The 16098-nt window shown below is 57.7% G+C and carries 12 protein-coding genes; 8 read left to right on the top strand and 4 right to left on the bottom strand.

Annotated elements, in window-relative coordinates:
• Position 1 precedes the first annotated feature (1 nt).
• Complete coding sequence (locus FHC49_RS09400; RefSeq protein WP_220439626.1) at positions 2–1180, bottom strand: Gfo/Idh/MocA family protein; 1179 nt, start codon at positions 1178–1180, stop codon at positions 2–4.
• 19 nt (positions 1181–1199) lie between these two features.
• The gene (locus FHC49_RS09395) at positions 1200–2354 is read right to left on the bottom strand and encodes a Gfo/Idh/MocA family protein (RefSeq protein WP_220439625.1); all 1155 of its coding nucleotides are present in this window, start codon (positions 2352–2354) and stop codon (positions 1200–1202) included.
• A gap of 191 nt (positions 2355–2545) precedes the next feature.
• Between FHC49_RS09395 and FHC49_RS09390 the strand changes: the two genes are divergently transcribed.
• Positions 2546–3604, top strand: a complete 1059-nt coding sequence (locus tag FHC49_RS09390; RefSeq protein WP_220439624.1) for a LacI family DNA-binding transcriptional regulator — start codon at positions 2546–2548, stop codon at positions 3602–3604.
• Here FHC49_RS09390 and msrA read toward each other — a convergent pair.
• The gene (msrA, locus tag FHC49_RS09385; protein WP_220439623.1) at positions 3601–4245 is read right to left on the bottom strand and encodes a peptide-methionine (S)-S-oxide reductase MsrA; all 645 of its coding nucleotides are present in this window, start codon (positions 4243–4245) and stop codon (positions 3601–3603) included. The two genes, FHC49_RS09390 and msrA, sit on opposite strands and share 4 nt — an antisense overlap.
• Before the next feature lie 269 nt (positions 4246–4514).
• Between msrA and tamA the strand changes: the two genes are divergently transcribed.
• The 3 genes from tamA to FHC49_RS09370 are packed head-to-tail and all read left to right on the top strand — an operon-like array spanning position 4515 to position 10368.
• Positions 4515–6248, top strand: a complete 1734-nt coding sequence (gene tamA, locus FHC49_RS09380; protein ID WP_220439622.1) for an autotransporter assembly complex protein TamA — start codon at positions 4515–4517, stop codon at positions 6246–6248.
• The gene (gene tamB / locus FHC49_RS09375; protein WP_220439621.1) at positions 6245–10021 is read left to right on the top strand and encodes an autotransporter assembly complex protein TamB; all 3777 of its coding nucleotides are present in this window, start codon (positions 6245–6247) and stop codon (positions 10019–10021) included. Before tamA ends, tamB begins: the two co-directional genes overlap by 4 nt.
• 2 nt (positions 10022–10023) lie before the next feature.
• A complete protein-coding gene (locus tag FHC49_RS09370) occupies positions 10024–10368 on the top strand; it encodes a gamma-glutamylcyclotransferase (RefSeq protein ID WP_035896263.1) in 345 nt (114 codons plus the stop codon).
• A 161-nt stretch (positions 10369–10529) separates the two neighbouring features.
• On the opposite strand, the gene ppa is transcribed toward FHC49_RS09370, so the two are convergent.
• Complete coding sequence (ppa, locus tag FHC49_RS09365) at positions 10530–11057, bottom strand: inorganic diphosphatase (protein ID WP_005134479.1); 528 nt, start codon at positions 11055–11057, stop codon at positions 10530–10532.
• Between the two features lie 402 nt (positions 11058–11459).
• On the opposite strand from ppa, the gene ytfQ reads away from it, so the two are divergent.
• The 4 genes from ytfQ (at position 11460) to yjfF (ending at position 16049) form a co-directional block, all read left to right on the top strand.
• The gene (ytfQ, locus tag FHC49_RS09360) at positions 11460–12416 is read left to right on the top strand and encodes a galactofuranose ABC transporter, galactofuranose-binding protein YtfQ (protein WP_123651118.1); all 957 of its coding nucleotides are present in this window, start codon (positions 11460–11462) and stop codon (positions 12414–12416) included.
• 106 nt (positions 12417–12522) lie between these two features.
• Positions 12523–14025: a galactofuranose ABC transporter, ATP-binding protein YtfR gene (gene ytfR, locus FHC49_RS09355; RefSeq protein WP_220439620.1), complete on the top strand. Its 1503-nt coding sequence runs from the start codon at positions 12523–12525 to the stop codon at positions 14023–14025.
• A 10-nt stretch (positions 14026–14035) separates the two neighbouring features.
• The gene (ytfT, locus tag FHC49_RS09350; protein ID WP_220439619.1) at positions 14036–15061 is read left to right on the top strand and encodes a galactofuranose ABC transporter, ATP-binding protein YtfT; all 1026 of its coding nucleotides are present in this window, start codon (positions 14036–14038) and stop codon (positions 15059–15061) included.
• Positions 15048–16049: a galactofuranose ABC transporter, permease protein YjfF gene (gene yjfF / locus FHC49_RS09345; RefSeq protein ID WP_220439618.1), complete on the top strand. Its 1002-nt coding sequence runs from the start codon at positions 15048–15050 to the stop codon at positions 16047–16049. Before ytfT ends, yjfF begins: the two co-directional genes overlap by 14 nt.
• The last annotated feature ends 49 nt before the right edge of the window (positions 16050–16098 follow it).

Below are 16098 nucleotides of genomic sequence, written 5' to 3'. Positions count from 1 at the left end.
TTTATGCTCCTTTGTCCAAATCTTTACCCAACGGGATCGCGCCCACTTCGCTGAAGTTTTCGACCGATGCCGCCTTCTCGTAGAAGTGTGGGGCGAGGGAAACCAGGCCGCCGGTTTTATACCAGGGCTCATCCGGGCTGACAGGCAGCGTCACGACGCGCCCGGTAATGGAAGATTGATAGATGGCGGTAATCAGCTCGAGCGAGCGTTTACCTTGTACGCCGTCAATCAGCGGCTCACCATGCTGCTCCACCGCGTTAAGCAGATCGTTAATCTGCCCGGTGTGCAGTGTGTATTTGAGCTTTGGCGTATTGCGGAACAGGCCGTCCAGCCGCGCTTCCAGTTCGTCGTTATGCTGATCCTGTGGGAAGCCGTTATCGGCGGAGACGCTGGCCCACACGTCCCACGGGGCGGAGATACGCGCTTTGTCGCCCTGAATAACAATTTTCTGGTCTTCGCCATGATGCACTACCGAGGCGGTTAGCTGGGTCAGCGCGCCGCTGCTGTAGCGGAAGATGGCGGCGGAAAGGTCTTCCACTTCAGCGTTATCGTGGGCAACGTTGGTCATCATCGCCACCACTTCCGTTGGGAAGCCCAGCATCCACTGAATGGCGTCGATATGGTGCACCGCATGGTTCAGGGTGCAGCCGCCGCCCTCTTTTTCCCAGGTGCCGCGCCACCACAGGTCGTAGTAGCAGTGACCGCGCCACCAGAATGAGTCCACCTGTGCGTGGCAGACTTTCCCCAACTCGCCGGAGTCCACCACCTGCTTTAAGCGCCAGAAGGCGTCGGTGAAGCGGTTCTGGGCGATGATCGAGAGGGTTTTGCCGCTGGCGCGCTGGGCGGCGATCATCGCGTCGCACTCTTCCAGCGATGCCGCCATTGGCTTCTCGCACAGTACGTGTTTACCGGCGTTTAGGGCATCGATGCTGATTTCCGCATGCACGTACGGCGGGGTGCAGACATCGACAATATCGACCTCAAGGCCAGACTCCAGCAGCGCCTGATGGCTGCTGAACACCGTAGCGTCCGTCAGCTCGTAGCGCGCTTTCTTCTCCTGCGCTTTTTCCGGGTAGATATCGACCAGCGCGACTATCTGACAGCGGTCGGCAAATTCCTGATATCCCTGAATATGGTTGTGGGAGATGTTCCCGGTTCCCACTATCGCAATGCGTAACATGTGTCTCTCCTGAGGCGGATTACCAGGTGCCGGAGGCATCCAGCGTTTTACTTTCGACCTGTTTTTCAACGGAGGTGGCGATGCGCTCATCCAGCAGCTTTTTGAACAGCGCCTCGTCAAACGGCAGATTGACCCAGTCGTCGGTCCAGGTGGAGAGGTGCATAGCATTAGAGAGCGTCAGGCCGCGAATCCCGTCGGTGCCGGGGGCAATCAGCGGTTTACCGTGCAGCACGGCATCGCAGAAGTTGGCAGTGACCACGTGGTGCTCGCTGCTTTCTGGCGGAGTAGGGATGATGACCTCCCAGCACTCCGGCTCGCCAAAGCCGTTCTGCCAGCGGGCGTTGAATTCCGGTTCGGACTCGCGCAGACCCCAGAAGCGCAGGCGACCTTCTTCCACCACCACTTTGCCGCGATCGCCGGTGATTTCCAGACGGTTGGTGCCCGGCGCTTCTGCGGTGGTGGTAATAAAGACCCCGGTTGCGCCGTTGGCGTACTCGGCATAGGCGGTGACATCGTTTTCCACTTCAATATCGCGGTGTTTGCCGAACTGGCAGAACGCGCGCATGCGCACCGGCATACCGACCAGCCACTGCCAGAGGTCGAGCTGATGCGGGTCTTGATTCAGCAGCACGCCGCCGCCTTCGCCCTTCCAGGTGGCGCGCCAGCCGCCGGAGTTGTAGTAACTCTGGGAGCGATACCAGTTGGTAATTATCCAGTTGGAGCGGCGCAGTTCGCCCAGTTCGCCGCTGTCGATCAGATCTTTCACTTTCTGATACAGCGGGTTAGGGCGCTGGTTGAACATCATGCCGAACACCACATTGCAGCCGCGGGCGTATTCGTTCATTTCGCGCACCTGGGCGGTGTATACCCCGGCCGGTTTTTCGCAAAGGGTATGGATACCGTGGCGCATGGCCATCATCGACAGGCCGGGATGGTCGTAGTGCGGGGTGGAGACGATAACCGCGTCGATCAGCCCGCTTTTCAGCATGGTTTCGGCATCGTCGAATAACGTAATGCCGTCGCCAACAAGCTGGCGAATAGCCGGATGCTTGCTGAGATCGTTATCGCACACTGCCGTCAGGCAGGCCTCTTTCACCGTACCTGCCATCAGGTAACGGGCGTGAAGGGTACCAATGTTACCCACGCCGATAATGCCAAAACGCACCTTATCCATGTTGCACCTTAACCGTGATAGGAATGACTGAAGTCTGAAAATAGGGAAGGCGGGGAAAGCGGACAAACGGAATTTGTGAGAATGCTCGCAGGCCGGGCAGGAATCTGCGCGGGAAACTGAAAATGGGTTTTAAAATCAGCAAACTGCATCTGCAAAAATTTGCAAAATATGATTGCGAGCGAGGTCACACAATGCCAGGCAAGCTAAAAATGGATGAAATTGCTGCCCAAACTGGTTACTCCATCAGCACCGTTTCCCGGGTGCTGAGCGGCAAATCCTATACCAGCGAAAAGGCGCGGGAGGCGATAGTGAAATGTGCCCGCCAGTTGGGCGTGCTGGACTCGCTGGCCAATGGAAGGCTGCTGATTAATGGTATTGCCGTGTTTGCGCCAGAGCGCACATTCCAGGGACGGGGCGATAGCTTTTATCTGGAAGTCACCAAAGGGATTGCTGAAGCCAGCGCACCGCATGATGTCTGGATCAGCCACTGTGCGCTGGAAGAACAGCATGCAGACGTGAAATTATTCCTCGAAAAAGCCAGCCAGAAGAGCATCAATGCCGTGGTCATCATCGGTACGGATGACCCCACGATTCTCAAACTGGCCAGCACGCTGAATAAGCCCTGTGTGCTGATTAACTCGATTGACCGGGAAATGGCGCTGGATTGCGTCTCGCCTGACCACCGGGCTATCGGCTTTACCGCGATGCGCTATCTCTTTGAACAAGGGCATCGGCGCGTGCTGACGATGACCTGCCTGCGCAGGGAGACGCTCTATGCTCGGCTGGATGGGATTAAAGAGGCCTATCGCTATCACCACGTGCCTTTCAACCCCCAGCACGACCTGCTGGTCACCGAGTGGTTCACGGCGGAAGAAGCGGAGCGGGCGCTGGATACGTGGCTGACGACGCACGATCGCACCCTGTGGCCGGATGTTATTTTCCCCAATAGTACGAGCATGACCGATGGGGCAATGAAGGCGTTGCAGCGTCATGGGCTGCGCGTGCCTGAGGATATTTCTCTTATCACCACCGATTTTACGTGGAATCTGGAAAACAGCCTGACCACACCGGTGACCGGCATTCGCGTTCCTTGCCGCGATCTCGGCATTGAGGCTGTGCATCTGCTGCAAACCCGGCTTAACCGGCCGCAGGCACCGGTTTATAACCTTTTACTGCAGGGGAAAGTCATGGACTACGGGACAGTGGCGAACGCCACGCGCCATGCGGCGCGCGTGGCATTAGACGGTTAACCCTGTAGCTGTGGCGGCAGGCACACGCCAATACCTCCGATGCCGCAGTAGCCGTGCGGATTTTTGTACAGGTACTGCTGATGTTCATCCTCGGCATAGTAGAACGGCTTCGCGTTGGCGATTTCGGTGGTGATGGTGCGTGCATCGCCCGAGAGGCGCATCGCCTCCTGGAACTGTTTGAGGCTAGCATGCGCCTCCTGTTCTTGCTCCGGCGTGACCGGGTAAATTGCCGAACGGTACTGCGTACCCTGATCGTTGCCCTGTCTCATCCCCTGCGCCGGGTCATGGTTCTCCCAGAACACTTTCAGCAGCTCGCCATAGCTGACGACCGTCGGGTCATACACCACGCGTACGGCTTCGGCGTGCCCGGTCTGGCCGCTGCACACTTCGCGGTAGGTTGGATTTGGCGTATAGCCGCCGGTGTAACCCGCTGCGGTGCTGTAAACCCCAGGGATCTGCCAGTACAGACGTTCGACGCCCCAGAAGCAGCCCATGGCGAATAAGGCGACCTCCATCCCCTCCGGAACGTGCGTCATTGAGTGTTCTGTCACAACATTGAGCGTGGCGACCGGCATCGGCGTATTTCTTCCGGGTAATGCATCCGATTGAGATACAAGGTGTTTTTTATCAGCTAGACTCATGGGATAGGCCTCCGGTGTACGGTAATTTCCGTTAAGGTTGTAACCGAGCGTGTCTTTTAACACAATAAACACGCCGAATACGTCTAGATTTAAACATAAGAATAATTTGGGGTACTGTCTTTATTTCAACCCGACAAAGAGTGGGTTTTTTGCGCTGACGTTGAATACCGTGCGCCCTCAGAGCGCAGTCATGGTGAAAACGCAGTTGTGGCCGCGGAGCGGGCTTTCGTTTCCCGTTGGGGTGGGAACAAGGATATTCAGGAGAAAATGTGCGACAAATCCGCCAGTTATGTTTGGTGAGCTTGCTGCTGACCAGCGGTGTTGCCAGTGCAGCAAACGTCCGTCTGCAGGTTGAAGGGCTCACAGGCGAGCTACAAAAAAACGTGCGTGCGCAGCTTTCGACGATCGACAGCGATGAAGTCACCGCCGATCGTCGTTTTCGCGCGCGCGTCGATGATGCTATTCGTGAAGGGCTGAAGGCCCTCGGCTACTATGAGCCGACCATCGATTTCGAACTCAAGCCGCCGCCGGCCAAAGGCCGCCAGGTGCTGCTGGCGAAAGTTACGCCCGGTGAACCGGTGCTCATTGGCGGCACCGACGTTATCCTGCGCGGCGGCGCGCGGACCGACAGCGATTATCTGGCGCTGCTGAAAACCCGGCCGAAAATTGGATCCGTTCTGGATCACGGCGATTATGACCACTTTAAAAGCTCGCTAACCAGCGTGGCGCTTCGCAAAGGCTACTTTGATAGCGAATTTAAAAAGAGCCAGCTCGGCGTGTCGCTTGAGCGTCATCAGGCGTTCTGGGATATCGACTACGATAGCGGTGAACGCTATCGCTTTGGTGACGTCACCTTTGAAGGCTCGCAGATCCGCGAAGAGTATTTGCAGCATCTGGTGCCATTTAAAAAAGGCGATTATTACCAGTCCAGCGATCTCGCTGAACTAAACCGCCGCCTCTCTGCTACCGGTTGGTTTAACTCGGTGGTGGTGGCCCCTGAATTTGATAAATCCCGGGAAACGAAGGTGCTACCGCTGCACGGCGTTGTCTCGCCGCGCAGCGAAAACACCGTTGAACTGGGTGGCGGCTACTCCACCGACGTGGGGCCACGGGTGAAAGCCTCGTGGAAAAAACCGTGGGTTAACTCCTACGGCCACAGCCTGACGACCAGCGTCAGCGTGTCCGCTCCAGAACAGCAGCTGGATTTCAGCTACAAAATGCCGCTGCTGAAAAACCCGCTGGAGCAGTATTACCTGGTGCAGGGCGGTTTCAAAAGTACCGACCTTAACGACACCAAAGCGGACTCTACCACGCTGGCGGTTTCGCGCTTCTGGGATCTGTCGAGCGGCTGGCAGCGCGCTATCAACCTGCGCTGGAGCCTCGACCACTTTACCCAGGCCGATGTCACCAACACCACCATGCTGTTCTACCCTGGGGTCTCCATCAGCCGTACCCGCTCGCGCGGCGGCCTGATGCCAACCTGGGGTGACTCACAGCGTTACTCCATCGACTACTCCAACACCGCCTGGGGTTCGGACGTCGACTTCTCGGTGATTCAGGCACAAAACGTCTGGATCCGTACGCTCTATGACCGCCATCGCTTCGTGATGCGCGGCAATCTGGGCTGGATTGAAACCGGCGACTTCGACCGCGTACCGCCGGACCTGCGCTTCTTCGCCGGTGGCGACCGCAGTATTCGCGGCTATAAGTACAAATCGATCGCCCCGCGTGACGATAACGGCAAGCTGATCGGTGCTTCCAAACTGGCTACCGGCTCGCTGGAGTATCAGTACAACGTGACCGGGAAGTGGTGGGGCGCGGTGTTTGTTGACGGCGGTGAAGCGGTCAGTGATATCCGCCAGAGCGACTGGAAAAAAGGCGCGGGCGTCGGCGTACGCTGGCAGTCGCCGGTTGGGCCTATTAAGCTCGATTTCGCCGTTCCGGTGGGCGACAAAGATGAACATGGATTGCAGTTTTATATCGGACTGGGGCCTGAACTATGACGTTATGGAAGAAGATAAGCCTCGGTGTGCTGATTTTTCTCGTACTGCTGGTGGGGATCGTTGGGTTCCTGGTCGGCACGACGACAGGGTTACATCTGCTGTTTAACGCGGCAAACCGCTGGGTACCGGGGCTGGAAATTGGCAAAGTGACCGGCGGCTGGCGCGATCTGACGCTGAAAAATGTCCGCTACACCCAGCCGGGCGTAGCGGTAGATGCCGGAGAATTCCACCTGGCGGTGGATCTCAACTGCCTGTGGCATAGCAGCGTGTGCGTGAACGATATTGCGCTCAGCAACATTAACGTGGCTATCGACAGCAGTAAAATGCCGCCCGCCGCGCCGGTGAAAGAGGAGGACAGCGGCCCGCTGAACCTCTCCACGCCGTACCCGATTACCCTCAAGCGGTTCGCGCTTAACAGCGTCAATATCAAGATTGATGACACCACGGTGTCGGTGATGGATTTTACCAGCGGACTGACATGGCAGGATAAAAACCTGACCCTAACGCCAACCACGCTGCAAGGGCTGCTGATTGCCCTGCCGAAGGTCGCTGACGTGGCGCAAAAAGAGGTGGTTGAACCGAAGATCGACAACCCGCAGCCGCAGGAAAAACCGCTCGGCGAGACCATGACCGAGCTGTTCTCCAAACCGGTGCTGCCGGAGATGACCGATGTTCATCTGCCGCTGAACCTGAATATTGAGTCCTTTAGCGGCGAGCAGTTGCGCATTACCGGCGACACTGACCTGACGGTCTACAAAATGCTGCTGAAGGTGAGCAGCATCGACGGCAATATGAAACTCGATGCGCTGGACGTTGACTCGAGTCAGGGCACAGTAAACGCCAGCGGGACCGCGCAGTTGATCAACGACTGGCCGGTAGACATCACGCTCAACAGTACGCTGAACATCGACCCGCTGAAGGGCGAGAAAGTGAAGCTGAAAGTGGGCGGCGAGGTGCGTAAACAGCTGGAGCTGGGCGTAAATTTGTCAGGCCCGGTGGATATGAGCCTCCGCGCCCAGACGCAGTTGGCGGAAGCCGGGCTGCCGTTCAACCTTGAGATCAACAGCAAACAGCTTTACTGGCCGTTTACCGGTGAGAAGCAGTATCAGGCCGACGATCTGAAGCTGAAGCTCGGCGGCAAGATGACCGACTATACGCTCTCATTCCGCACTGCGGTGAAAGGGCAGGGCGTGCCGCCAGCGGATATCACGATCGACGCGAAAGGTAACGAGCGGCAGGTGAGTCTCGATAAGCTCACCGTAGCGGCGCTGGAGGGAAAAACCGAACTGACCGCGCTGCTTGACTGGCAGCAGGCGATCAGCTGGCGCGGCGAACTGGCGCTCCGTGGCATCAATACCGCGAAGGTGGCGCCGGATTGGCCATCGAAGCTGGATGGTCTGATTAAAACTAACGGCAGTCTCTACGGCGGCACCTGGCAGATGAACGTCCCGGAGGTGAAAATCACCGGCAACGTGAAACAGAACAAGGTGAACGTCGATGGCTCACTGCGCGGCAACAGCTACATGCAGTGGACCATTCCTGGCCTGCACGTGGCGCTGGGTAACAACACGGCCGACGTGAAGGGCGAGCTGGGGGTGAAAGACCTCAACCTGGATGCCAACATTGATGCGCCGAAGCTCGACAACATGCTGCCGGGCCTTGGCGGCACGGCGAAAGGGCTGGTGAAAATTCGCGGCACGGTGGATGCTCCGCAGCTGCTGGCGGATATCACCGCGCGCGGCCTGCGTTGGCAGGCGCTGTCGATTGCTCAGGTGCGCGTGGATGGCGACGTTAATTCCACCGACCAGATTGCCGGTAACCTTGACGTGCGCGTAGAGCGCATCGTCCAGCCGGGGGTAAATATTGGCCTGGTGCATCTGGCAGCCAAAGGCAACGAGAAGCAGCACGCGTTGCAGCTGCAGATTCAGGGTGAACCGGTCTCCGGCCAATTAGCGCTATCGGGCAGCTTCGACCGCAAAGAAGAGCGCTGGAAGGGAGCACTCAGCAATACGCGCTTCCAGACCCCGGTTGGCCCGTGGTCCATCAACCGCGATATCGCGCTGGACTACCGCAATCTTGAACAGAAAATCAGCATCGGGTCGCACTGCTGGGTGAACCCGAACGCCGAGCTGTGCGTGCCGCAGACGATTGATGCCGGGGCGGCAGGCCATGCCATAGTGAACCTCAACCGCTTCGACTTAGCGATGCTCAAACCGTTTATGCCGGAAGCAACGCAGGCGAGCGGCGTGTTCAGCGGCAACGCCGATGTCACCTGGGACACCACCAAAGAGGGGTTGCCGCAGGGCAAAGTGACGCTCTCCGGGCGCAACGTGAAGGTCACGCAAATCGTCAACGATGCGCCGCTGCCGGTGGCTTTCGATACGCTGAATCTGAACGCCGACCTGCACAACAACCGCGCCGAGCTGGGCTGGCTTATCCGCCTGACGAACAACGGTCAACTGGACGGGCAGGTACAGGTCACCGACCCGCAAGGGCGGCGTAACCTGGGCGGTAACGTCAATATCCGTAACTTCTCGTTGGCGATGATTAACCCGATTTTCTCCCGTGGCGAAAAGGCGGACGGTAAGCTCAACGCGAACCTGCGTTTGGGGGGCAACGTGCAAAGCCCGCTGCTCTATGGGCAGATGCAGTTGAACGGTATCGACGTGGATGGCAACTTTATGCCGTTCGACATGCAGCCAAGTCAGATAACCATGAACTTCAACGGCGCGAGCTCAACGCTGCAGGGCGATATCCGTACCCAGCAGGGGCAAATTAGCCTGGACGGCGACGCGGACTGGCGGCAGATAGACAACTGGCGCGCGCGTATTGCCGCGAAAGGTAGCCGGGTTCGTATTACCGTGCCGCCGATGGTGCGCCTGGATGTGTCGCCGGACGTTGAATTTAAAGCCACGCCAAGCCTGTTCACGCTGGATGGTAACGTCGATATTCCATGGGCGCGTATTGTGGTGAAAGACGTGCCGGAAAGCGCCGTCGGTGTCTCCCGCGATGAAGTGATGCTCAATAGCAACCTTCAGCCGGAGAAAACGCAGTCCGCGTCGATCCCTATCAACAGCAACCTGAATATCCATGTTGGCAACAACGTCCGTCTGGATGCATTCGGCCTGAAGGCGCGCCTGACCGGTGACCTGAAGGTGGCGCAGGATAAACAGGGGCTGGGGCTGAACGGGCAGATCAATATTCCGGAAGGGCGCTTCCACGCTTACGGCCAGGATTTGATCGTGCGTAAAGGCGAACTGCTGTTCTCCGGCCCGCCGGATCAGCCGCTGCTGAATATCGAAGCCATTCGTAATCCAGACTCTACCGAAAATGATGTGATCGCCGGTGTTCGCGTCACTGGCTCAGCCGATCAGCCTAAGGCGGAAGTCTTCTCCGACCCGGCGATGTCGCAGCAGGAAGCGCTCTCCTACCTCGTGCGTGGGCAGGGGCTGGACAGCGGTCAGAGTGACAGTGCGGCCATGACATCTATGCTTATTGGTATGGGGGTTGCACAAAGTGGTCAGGTTGTGGGTAAAATCGGCGAGACGTTTGGCGTAAGTAATCTGGCTCTGGATACGCAAGGGGTGGGTGATTCCTCCCAGGTGGTGGTCAGCGGTTACGTATTGCCGGGTCTGCAGGTGAAATATGGCGTGGGGATCTTTGACTCTTTAGCGACGCTCACGTTACGCTATCGCCTGATGCCTAAGCTGTATCTGGAAGCGGTGTCTGGCGTAGACCAGGCGCTCGATTTGCTCTATCAGTTTGAGTTTTAGCAATGCGAATATTTGTGTACGGCAGTTTACGGCGCAAACAAGGTAACAGCCACTGGATGACCAACGCCCAGTGGCTGGGCGATCACAGCGTTTTCGATTATCAACTGTACAGCCTGGGCCACTATCCAGGCGCGGTGCCAGGTGAAGGCACGGTACACGGTGAGGTTTATCGGATCGACGCATCGACGCTGGCCGAACTGGATGCGCTGCGCACCAAAGCAGGTGAATATGCACGTCATCTCATCCAGACGCCCTATGGCAGTGCCTGGATGTACGTCTATCAGCGCCCGGTCGATGGGCTGAAGCTGATAGAAAGTGGAAACTGGTTGGACAAAGACCAGTATTGAATATGACAACGCCACCTTCGGGTGGCGTTGTTTTTTTGTCTTGCTGATACCCGGTGCTGCCCCGGGGTCGGCGTGAACGCCTCTCCCGGCTACGAGTTTTAGGTCGCCCGCACAAACAAAAACACCGCCCGAAGGCGGTGTTTTGTCACGCTCGAAAAATATTATTTCTTCGCGCGCTCGAAGGAAGCAACGATTTCAGCTTTAGCCGCTTCAGCGTTGTCCCAACCGTCAACCTTAACCCATTTGCCCGCTTCGAGGTCTTTGTAGTGCTCGAAGAAGTGGGTGATCTGCGCTTTCAGCAGGTCTGGCAGGTCGTTCACATCTTTGATGTGATCGTATTCTTTGCTCAGCTTGGTGTGCGGTACCGCAACCAGCTTCGCGTCTTCACCGGATTCGTCGGTCATTTTCAGCACGCCAACTGGACGGCAGCGAATGACGGAACCTGGCTCCAGTGGGTATGGCGTTGGGACCAGAACGTCTACCGGGTCACCGTCCAGAGACAGGGTGTGGTTGATGTAACCGTAGTTGCACGGATAGAACATCGCGGTGGACATGAAACGGTCAACGAACAGCGCGCCGCTCTCTTTGTCGACTTCGTATTTGATAGGATCTGCGTTAGCCGGGATTTCGATGACTACGTAGATATCTTCCGGCAGATCTTTACCCGCAGGGACGTTGAGTAAGCTCATGTCTGTTTCCTTTAGAATGTATGGCAAACTAGTGCCCGGTATTATAGCCAACTCGTCGGGAAAGTCTTGACCTGTTTTACGCCTCTCCCCCTGGAACCCGGCCTTTTCAGTGCCTTCTTACGGCAGAAAAATCCATAAACGTAGCCGCATCATGAATAAAATCATGAAACCGTTTACAACACGGTAAAAAATGGCCGCGTCGTGGTCAAAAAAAACACAAAAACGATAGCCATCAATGGGTGCGCGACACCTACTCCTTCCTGAACTCTGATGTTCGCTGCTAATTAACAAATAATTTACTTTTTTGAATTGTGATGTAACGCATTCCGTTACATATCCCATTGTCTATAGTTTTCCCGCAGATGAATATTTGACCAACAATAACCCTACGAGGATAACTCTATGTGGAAGCGCTTACTTCTTGTCACAGCAGTTTCCGCAGCCATGTCGTCTATGGTCATGGCTGCTCCTTTAACGGTGGGATTTTCGCAGGTCGGATCTGAATCCGGCTGGCGCGCGGCGGAAACCAACGTCGCGAAGCAGGAAGCGGAGAAACGCGGTATCACCCTGAAGATCGCCGACGGGCAGCAAAAACAGGAAAACCAGATTAAAGCGGTTCGCTCGTTTATCGCCCAGGGCGTCGACGCCATCTTTATCGCCCCGGTGGTCGCCACCGGCTGGGAACCGGTGCTGAAGGAAGCCAAAGAGGCCAAAATCCCGGTCTTCCTGCTCGACCGCTCCATTGATGTCAAAGACAAATCCCTCTACATGACCACGGTGACCGCCAACAACGTGCTGGAAGGCCAGCTGATTGGCGAGTGGCTGATTAAGACCGTCGACGGCAAGCCGTGTAACGTCGTCGAGCTGCAGGGCACCGTCGGCGCGAGCGTGGCGATTGACCGTAAGAAAGGCTTCGCCGATGCGATTTCGAAAGCCTCCAACATCAAGATTATCCGCTCTCAGTCCGGTGACTTTACCCGTAGTAAGGGTAAAGAGGTGATGGAGAGCTTTATCAAGGCGGAGAACAACGGCAAGAACATCTGCATGGTTTACGCCCATAACGACGACATGGTGATCGGCGCTATTCAGGCCATCAAAGAGGCCGGGCTGAAGCCGGGCAAAGATATCCTGACCGGCTCTATTGACGGCGTGCCGGATATCTACAAAGCGATGATTGCCGGTGAAGCCAACGCCAGCGTCGAGTTGACCCCGAATATGGCTGGCCCGGCGTTTGATGCGCTGGAGAAATTCAAGAAAGACGGCACCATGCCGGAAAAAGTGACGCTGACCAAGTCCACGCTGTATCTGCCGGATACGGCGAAAGAGGAGTTAGAGAAGAAGAAAAATATGGGCTATTAAGCGAGTTGTACCCTCACCCCAACCCTCTCCCTGAAAGGGAGAGGGAGCTGAGCGGTGCGGGCTGCAAGTCAGGCACAATGTATTGGGTGAGGGGGGAGAGCACACAATGACCACTGAAACCAACCCGGAAATCCTCCGCACCGAGGGGCTCTGCCAGTACTTCCCCGGCGTCAAAGCGCTGGATAACGTCAACTTCAGCCTGCGGCGTGGTGAAATTATGGCGCTGCTTGGTGAAAACGGTGCGGGGAAATCGACGCTTATCAAGGCGCTGACCGGCGTCTACCACGCCAACAGCGGCAGCATCTGGCTGGAAGGCCAGCAAATTAACCCGAAAAATACCGCCCATGCCCAACAGCTGGGGATTGGCACCGTCTACCAGGAAGTGAACCTGCTGCCGAACATGTCGGTGGCGGACAACCTGTTTATTGGCCGTGAACCCAAACGCTTTGGCTTTATCCAGCGCAAAGAGATGGAAAAGCGCGCCACCGCGCTGATGGCCTCCTACGGCTTTTCCCTCGACGTGCGCGAACCGCTAAACCGCTTTTCCGTGGCGATGCAGCAGATTGTTGCCATCTGCCGGGCCATCGATCTCTCGGCAAAAGTGCTGATCCTCGATGAACCGACCGCCAGTCTCGATACCAAAGAAGTGGAGATGCTTTTCACCCTGATGCGCCAGCTGCGCGATCGCGGCGTAAGCCTGATCTTCGTCACCCACTTCCTCGATCAGGTCTATACGGTCAGCGATCGGATCACCGTGCTGCGCAACGGATCGTTCGTTGGCTGTCGGGAAACCCGCGAGCTGCCGCAGATTGAGCTGGTCAAAATGATGCTTGGCCGCGAGCTGGAGCATCAGGCGCTACAGCGCGCAGGGTGCACGCTGCTCAGCGACAAGCCGATCGCCTCGTTTGAGGGCTACGGCAAAAAAGGCACCATCGCGCCGTTCGATCTGCACGTTCGCCCCGGCGAGATCGTCGGCCTGTCGTGGCTGCTGGGATCGGGACGTACCGAAACCGCCGAGGTGATCTTCGGTATCTATCCTGCCGACAGCGGCCAGGCAACAATCAAAGGCAAACCGCAAACCCTGCGCTCGCCGCATCAGGCCTCCTGTCTGGGCATCGGCTTCTGCCCTGAAGATCGTAAAACCGACGGCATTATTGCCGCCGCCTCGGTGCGGGAAAATATTATCCTCGCCCTGCAGGCCCAGCGCGGCTGGCTGCGGCCGATTCCGCGCAAAGAGCAGAACGACATTGCCGAACGCTTTATCCGCCAGCTGGCAATCCGCACTCCCAGCGCCGAGCAGCCGGTAGAGTTTCTCTCCGGCGGCAACCAGCAGAAGGTGCTGCTCTCCCGGTGGCTGCTGACGCGTCCCCAGTTCCTGATCCTCGACGAACCGACCCGTGGGATCGACGTGGGCGCCCACGCAGAGATTATTCGCCTGATCGAAACCCTCTGCGCCGATGGCCTGGCGTTGCTGGTGATTTCGTCCGAGCTGGAAGAGCTGGTGGGTTACGCCGACCGGGTGATCATCATGCGCGATCGCCAACAGGTAGCGGAGATCCCGCTCGATAAGCTTTCCGTTCCCGCCATCATGAACGCTATTGCGGCCTAAGGAGTACACCGTGATGCCTCGATCCGTTCCTCAACCCGGCCAGCCCGCGCGACGTTTTCGCTGGCCGCCGGGCATGCCGCAGATTGCGGCGCTGATTCTGGTGCTGCTGGTGGATAGCCTTGTCGCGCCGCACTTTTTCCAGATAACGCTGCAGGATGGCCGCCTGTTCGGCAGCCCGATTGATATCCTCAACCGCGCCGCCCCCGTGGCGCTGCTGGCGATTGGTATGACGCTGGTGATTGCCACCGGCGGTATCGATCTTTCCGTGGGCGCGGTGATGGCGATTGCCGGGGCCACCGCCGCCTCAATGACCGTGGCCGGGCACAGCCTGCCGGTAGTGCTGCTGGCGGCGCTGGGCTCCGGCGTGCTGGCGGGGCTGTGGAACGGCATCCTGGTTGCCATCCTCAAGATCCAGCCCTTTGTGGCGACGCTCATCCTGATGGTGGCCGGACGCGGCGTGGCGCAGCTGATCACCTCCGGGCAGATCGTCACCTTCGACTCGCCGTCGCTGGCGTGGATCGGCAGCGGTAAGTTTCTGCTGTTCCCGACGCCGGTGATTATCGCGCTGGTGACGCTGGTCCTCTTCTGGCTGCTGGCGCGTAAAACGGCCCTCGGCATGTTTATTGAAGCGGTGGGGATCAACATCCGCGCGGCGAAAAACGCCGGGGTAAACACCCGCATCGTGGTGATGCTGGCTTACGTGCTGAGCGGTGTCTGCGCCGCCATTGCCGGCACCATTGTGGCGGCGGACATTCGCGGAGCCGATGCCAACAACGCCGGGCTGTGGCTGGAGCTGGATGCCATTCTGGCGGTGGTGATTGGCGGCGGCTCGCTGATGGGCGGGCGCTTTAACCTGCTGCTGTCGGTGGTCGGCGCGCTGATTATTCAGGGCATGAACACCGGCATTTTACTCTCCGGTTTCCCGCCCGAGCTTAACCAGGTGGTGAAGGCGGTGGTGGTGATGTGCGTGCTGATCGTCCAGTCGCCGCGCTTTATTCAGATGCTGAAGAGGGTTCGCCGCGATGATAAAACGTAATTTACCGCTGATGATCACCCTGGGCGTGTTCATCCTCGGCTATCTCTACTGCCTGACCCAGTTTCCCGGTTTTGCGTCTACGCGGGTGATTTGCAACATTCTGACCGACAACGCCTTTCTGGGCATTGTGGCGGTAGGGATGACCTTTGTGATCCTCTCCGGCGGTATCGATCTCTCCGTCGGCTCGGTGATCGCCTTTACCGGCGTGTTCTTAGCCAAGGCCATTGGCGTATGGGGGCTGTCGCCGCTGGTAGCCTTCCCGCTGGTGCTGGTGATGGGCTGCGCCTTCGGGGCGTTTATGGGCTGGCTGATTGATGCGCTGAAGATCCCGGCGTTTATCATCACTCTTGCCGGAATGTTCTTTTTGCGCGGCGTCAGCTATCTGGTCTCCGAAGAGTCGATTCCTATCGATCATCCGCTCTATGACACCCTCTCCGGGCTGGCGTGGACGATTCCCGGCGGCGGTCGCCTGAGCGCGATGGGGCTGCTGATGCTGCTGGTGGTGATTCTGGGGATCTTCCTTGCTCACCGTACCCGCTTTGGCAATCAGGTGTACGCCATCGGCGGTAGCGCCACCTCGGCGAACCTGATGGGGATTCCGACCCGCAGCACCATCGTGCGCATCTATATGTTGTCGACCGGGCTGGCGACGCTTGCCGGTATCGTCTTCTCCATCTATACCCAGGCAGGCTACGCGCTGGCGGGCGTCGGGGTAGAACTGGATGCCATTGCCTCGGTGGTGATTGGCGGAACGCTGCTGAGCGGCGGGGTGGGGACGGTGCTCGGCACGCTGTTCGGCGTCGGCATTCAGGGGCTGATTCAGACCTATATCAACTTTGACGGCACGCTCAGCTCATGGTGGACGAAGATAGCGATCGGCATTTTGCTGTTTATTTTCATCGCGCTCCAGCGTGCGCTGACGGTGCTGTGGGAGAACCGCCAGAATGCGGCAGTGACCCGTGTGAACGCGGCAGTAACAAAGGACTAACACACTGAAACACTAATGTTTTTCCGGTAGTGGCCGATACTGACTTTTT

The sequence above is a fragment of the Kluyvera sp. EC_51 genome (assembly GCF_019584505.1).
Classification (GTDB): Bacteria; Pseudomonadota; Gammaproteobacteria; order Enterobacterales; family Enterobacteriaceae; genus Kluyvera; species Kluyvera sichuanensis.
This window is presented reverse-complemented; position numbering and strand designations above follow the sequence as displayed.

Coding starts and splice junctions, on each gene's coding strand:
- FHC49_RS09400 (WP_220439626.1), bottom strand. CDS start 1,180: ATGTTACGCATTGCGATAGTGGGAACCGGGAACATCTCCCACAACCAT.
- FHC49_RS09395 (WP_220439625.1), bottom strand. CDS start 2,354: ATGGATAAGGTGCGTTTTGGCATTATCGGCGTGGGTAACATTGGTACC.
- FHC49_RS09390 (WP_220439624.1), top strand. CDS start 2,546: ATGCCAGGCAAGCTAAAAATGGATGAAATTGCTGCCCAAACTGGTTAC.
- msrA (WP_220439623.1), bottom strand. CDS start 4,245: ATGAGTCTAGCTGATAAAAAACACCTTGTATCTCAATCGGATGCATTA.
- tamB (WP_220439621.1), top strand. CDS start 6,245: ATGACGTTATGGAAGAAGATAAGCCTCGGTGTGCTGATTTTTCTCGTA.
- FHC49_RS09370 (WP_035896263.1), top strand. CDS start 10,024: ATGCGAATATTTGTGTACGGCAGTTTACGGCGCAAACAAGGTAACAGC.
- ppa (WP_005134479.1), bottom strand. CDS start 11,057: ATGAGCTTACTCAACGTCCCTGCGGGTAAAGATCTGCCGGAAGATATC.
- ytfQ (WP_123651118.1), top strand. CDS start 11,460: ATGTGGAAGCGCTTACTTCTTGTCACAGCAGTTTCCGCAGCCATGTCG.
- ytfR (WP_220439620.1), top strand. CDS start 12,523: ATGACCACTGAAACCAACCCGGAAATCCTCCGCACCGAGGGGCTCTGC.
- yjfF (WP_220439618.1), top strand. CDS start 15,048: ATGATAAAACGTAATTTACCGCTGATGATCACCCTGGGCGTGTTCATC.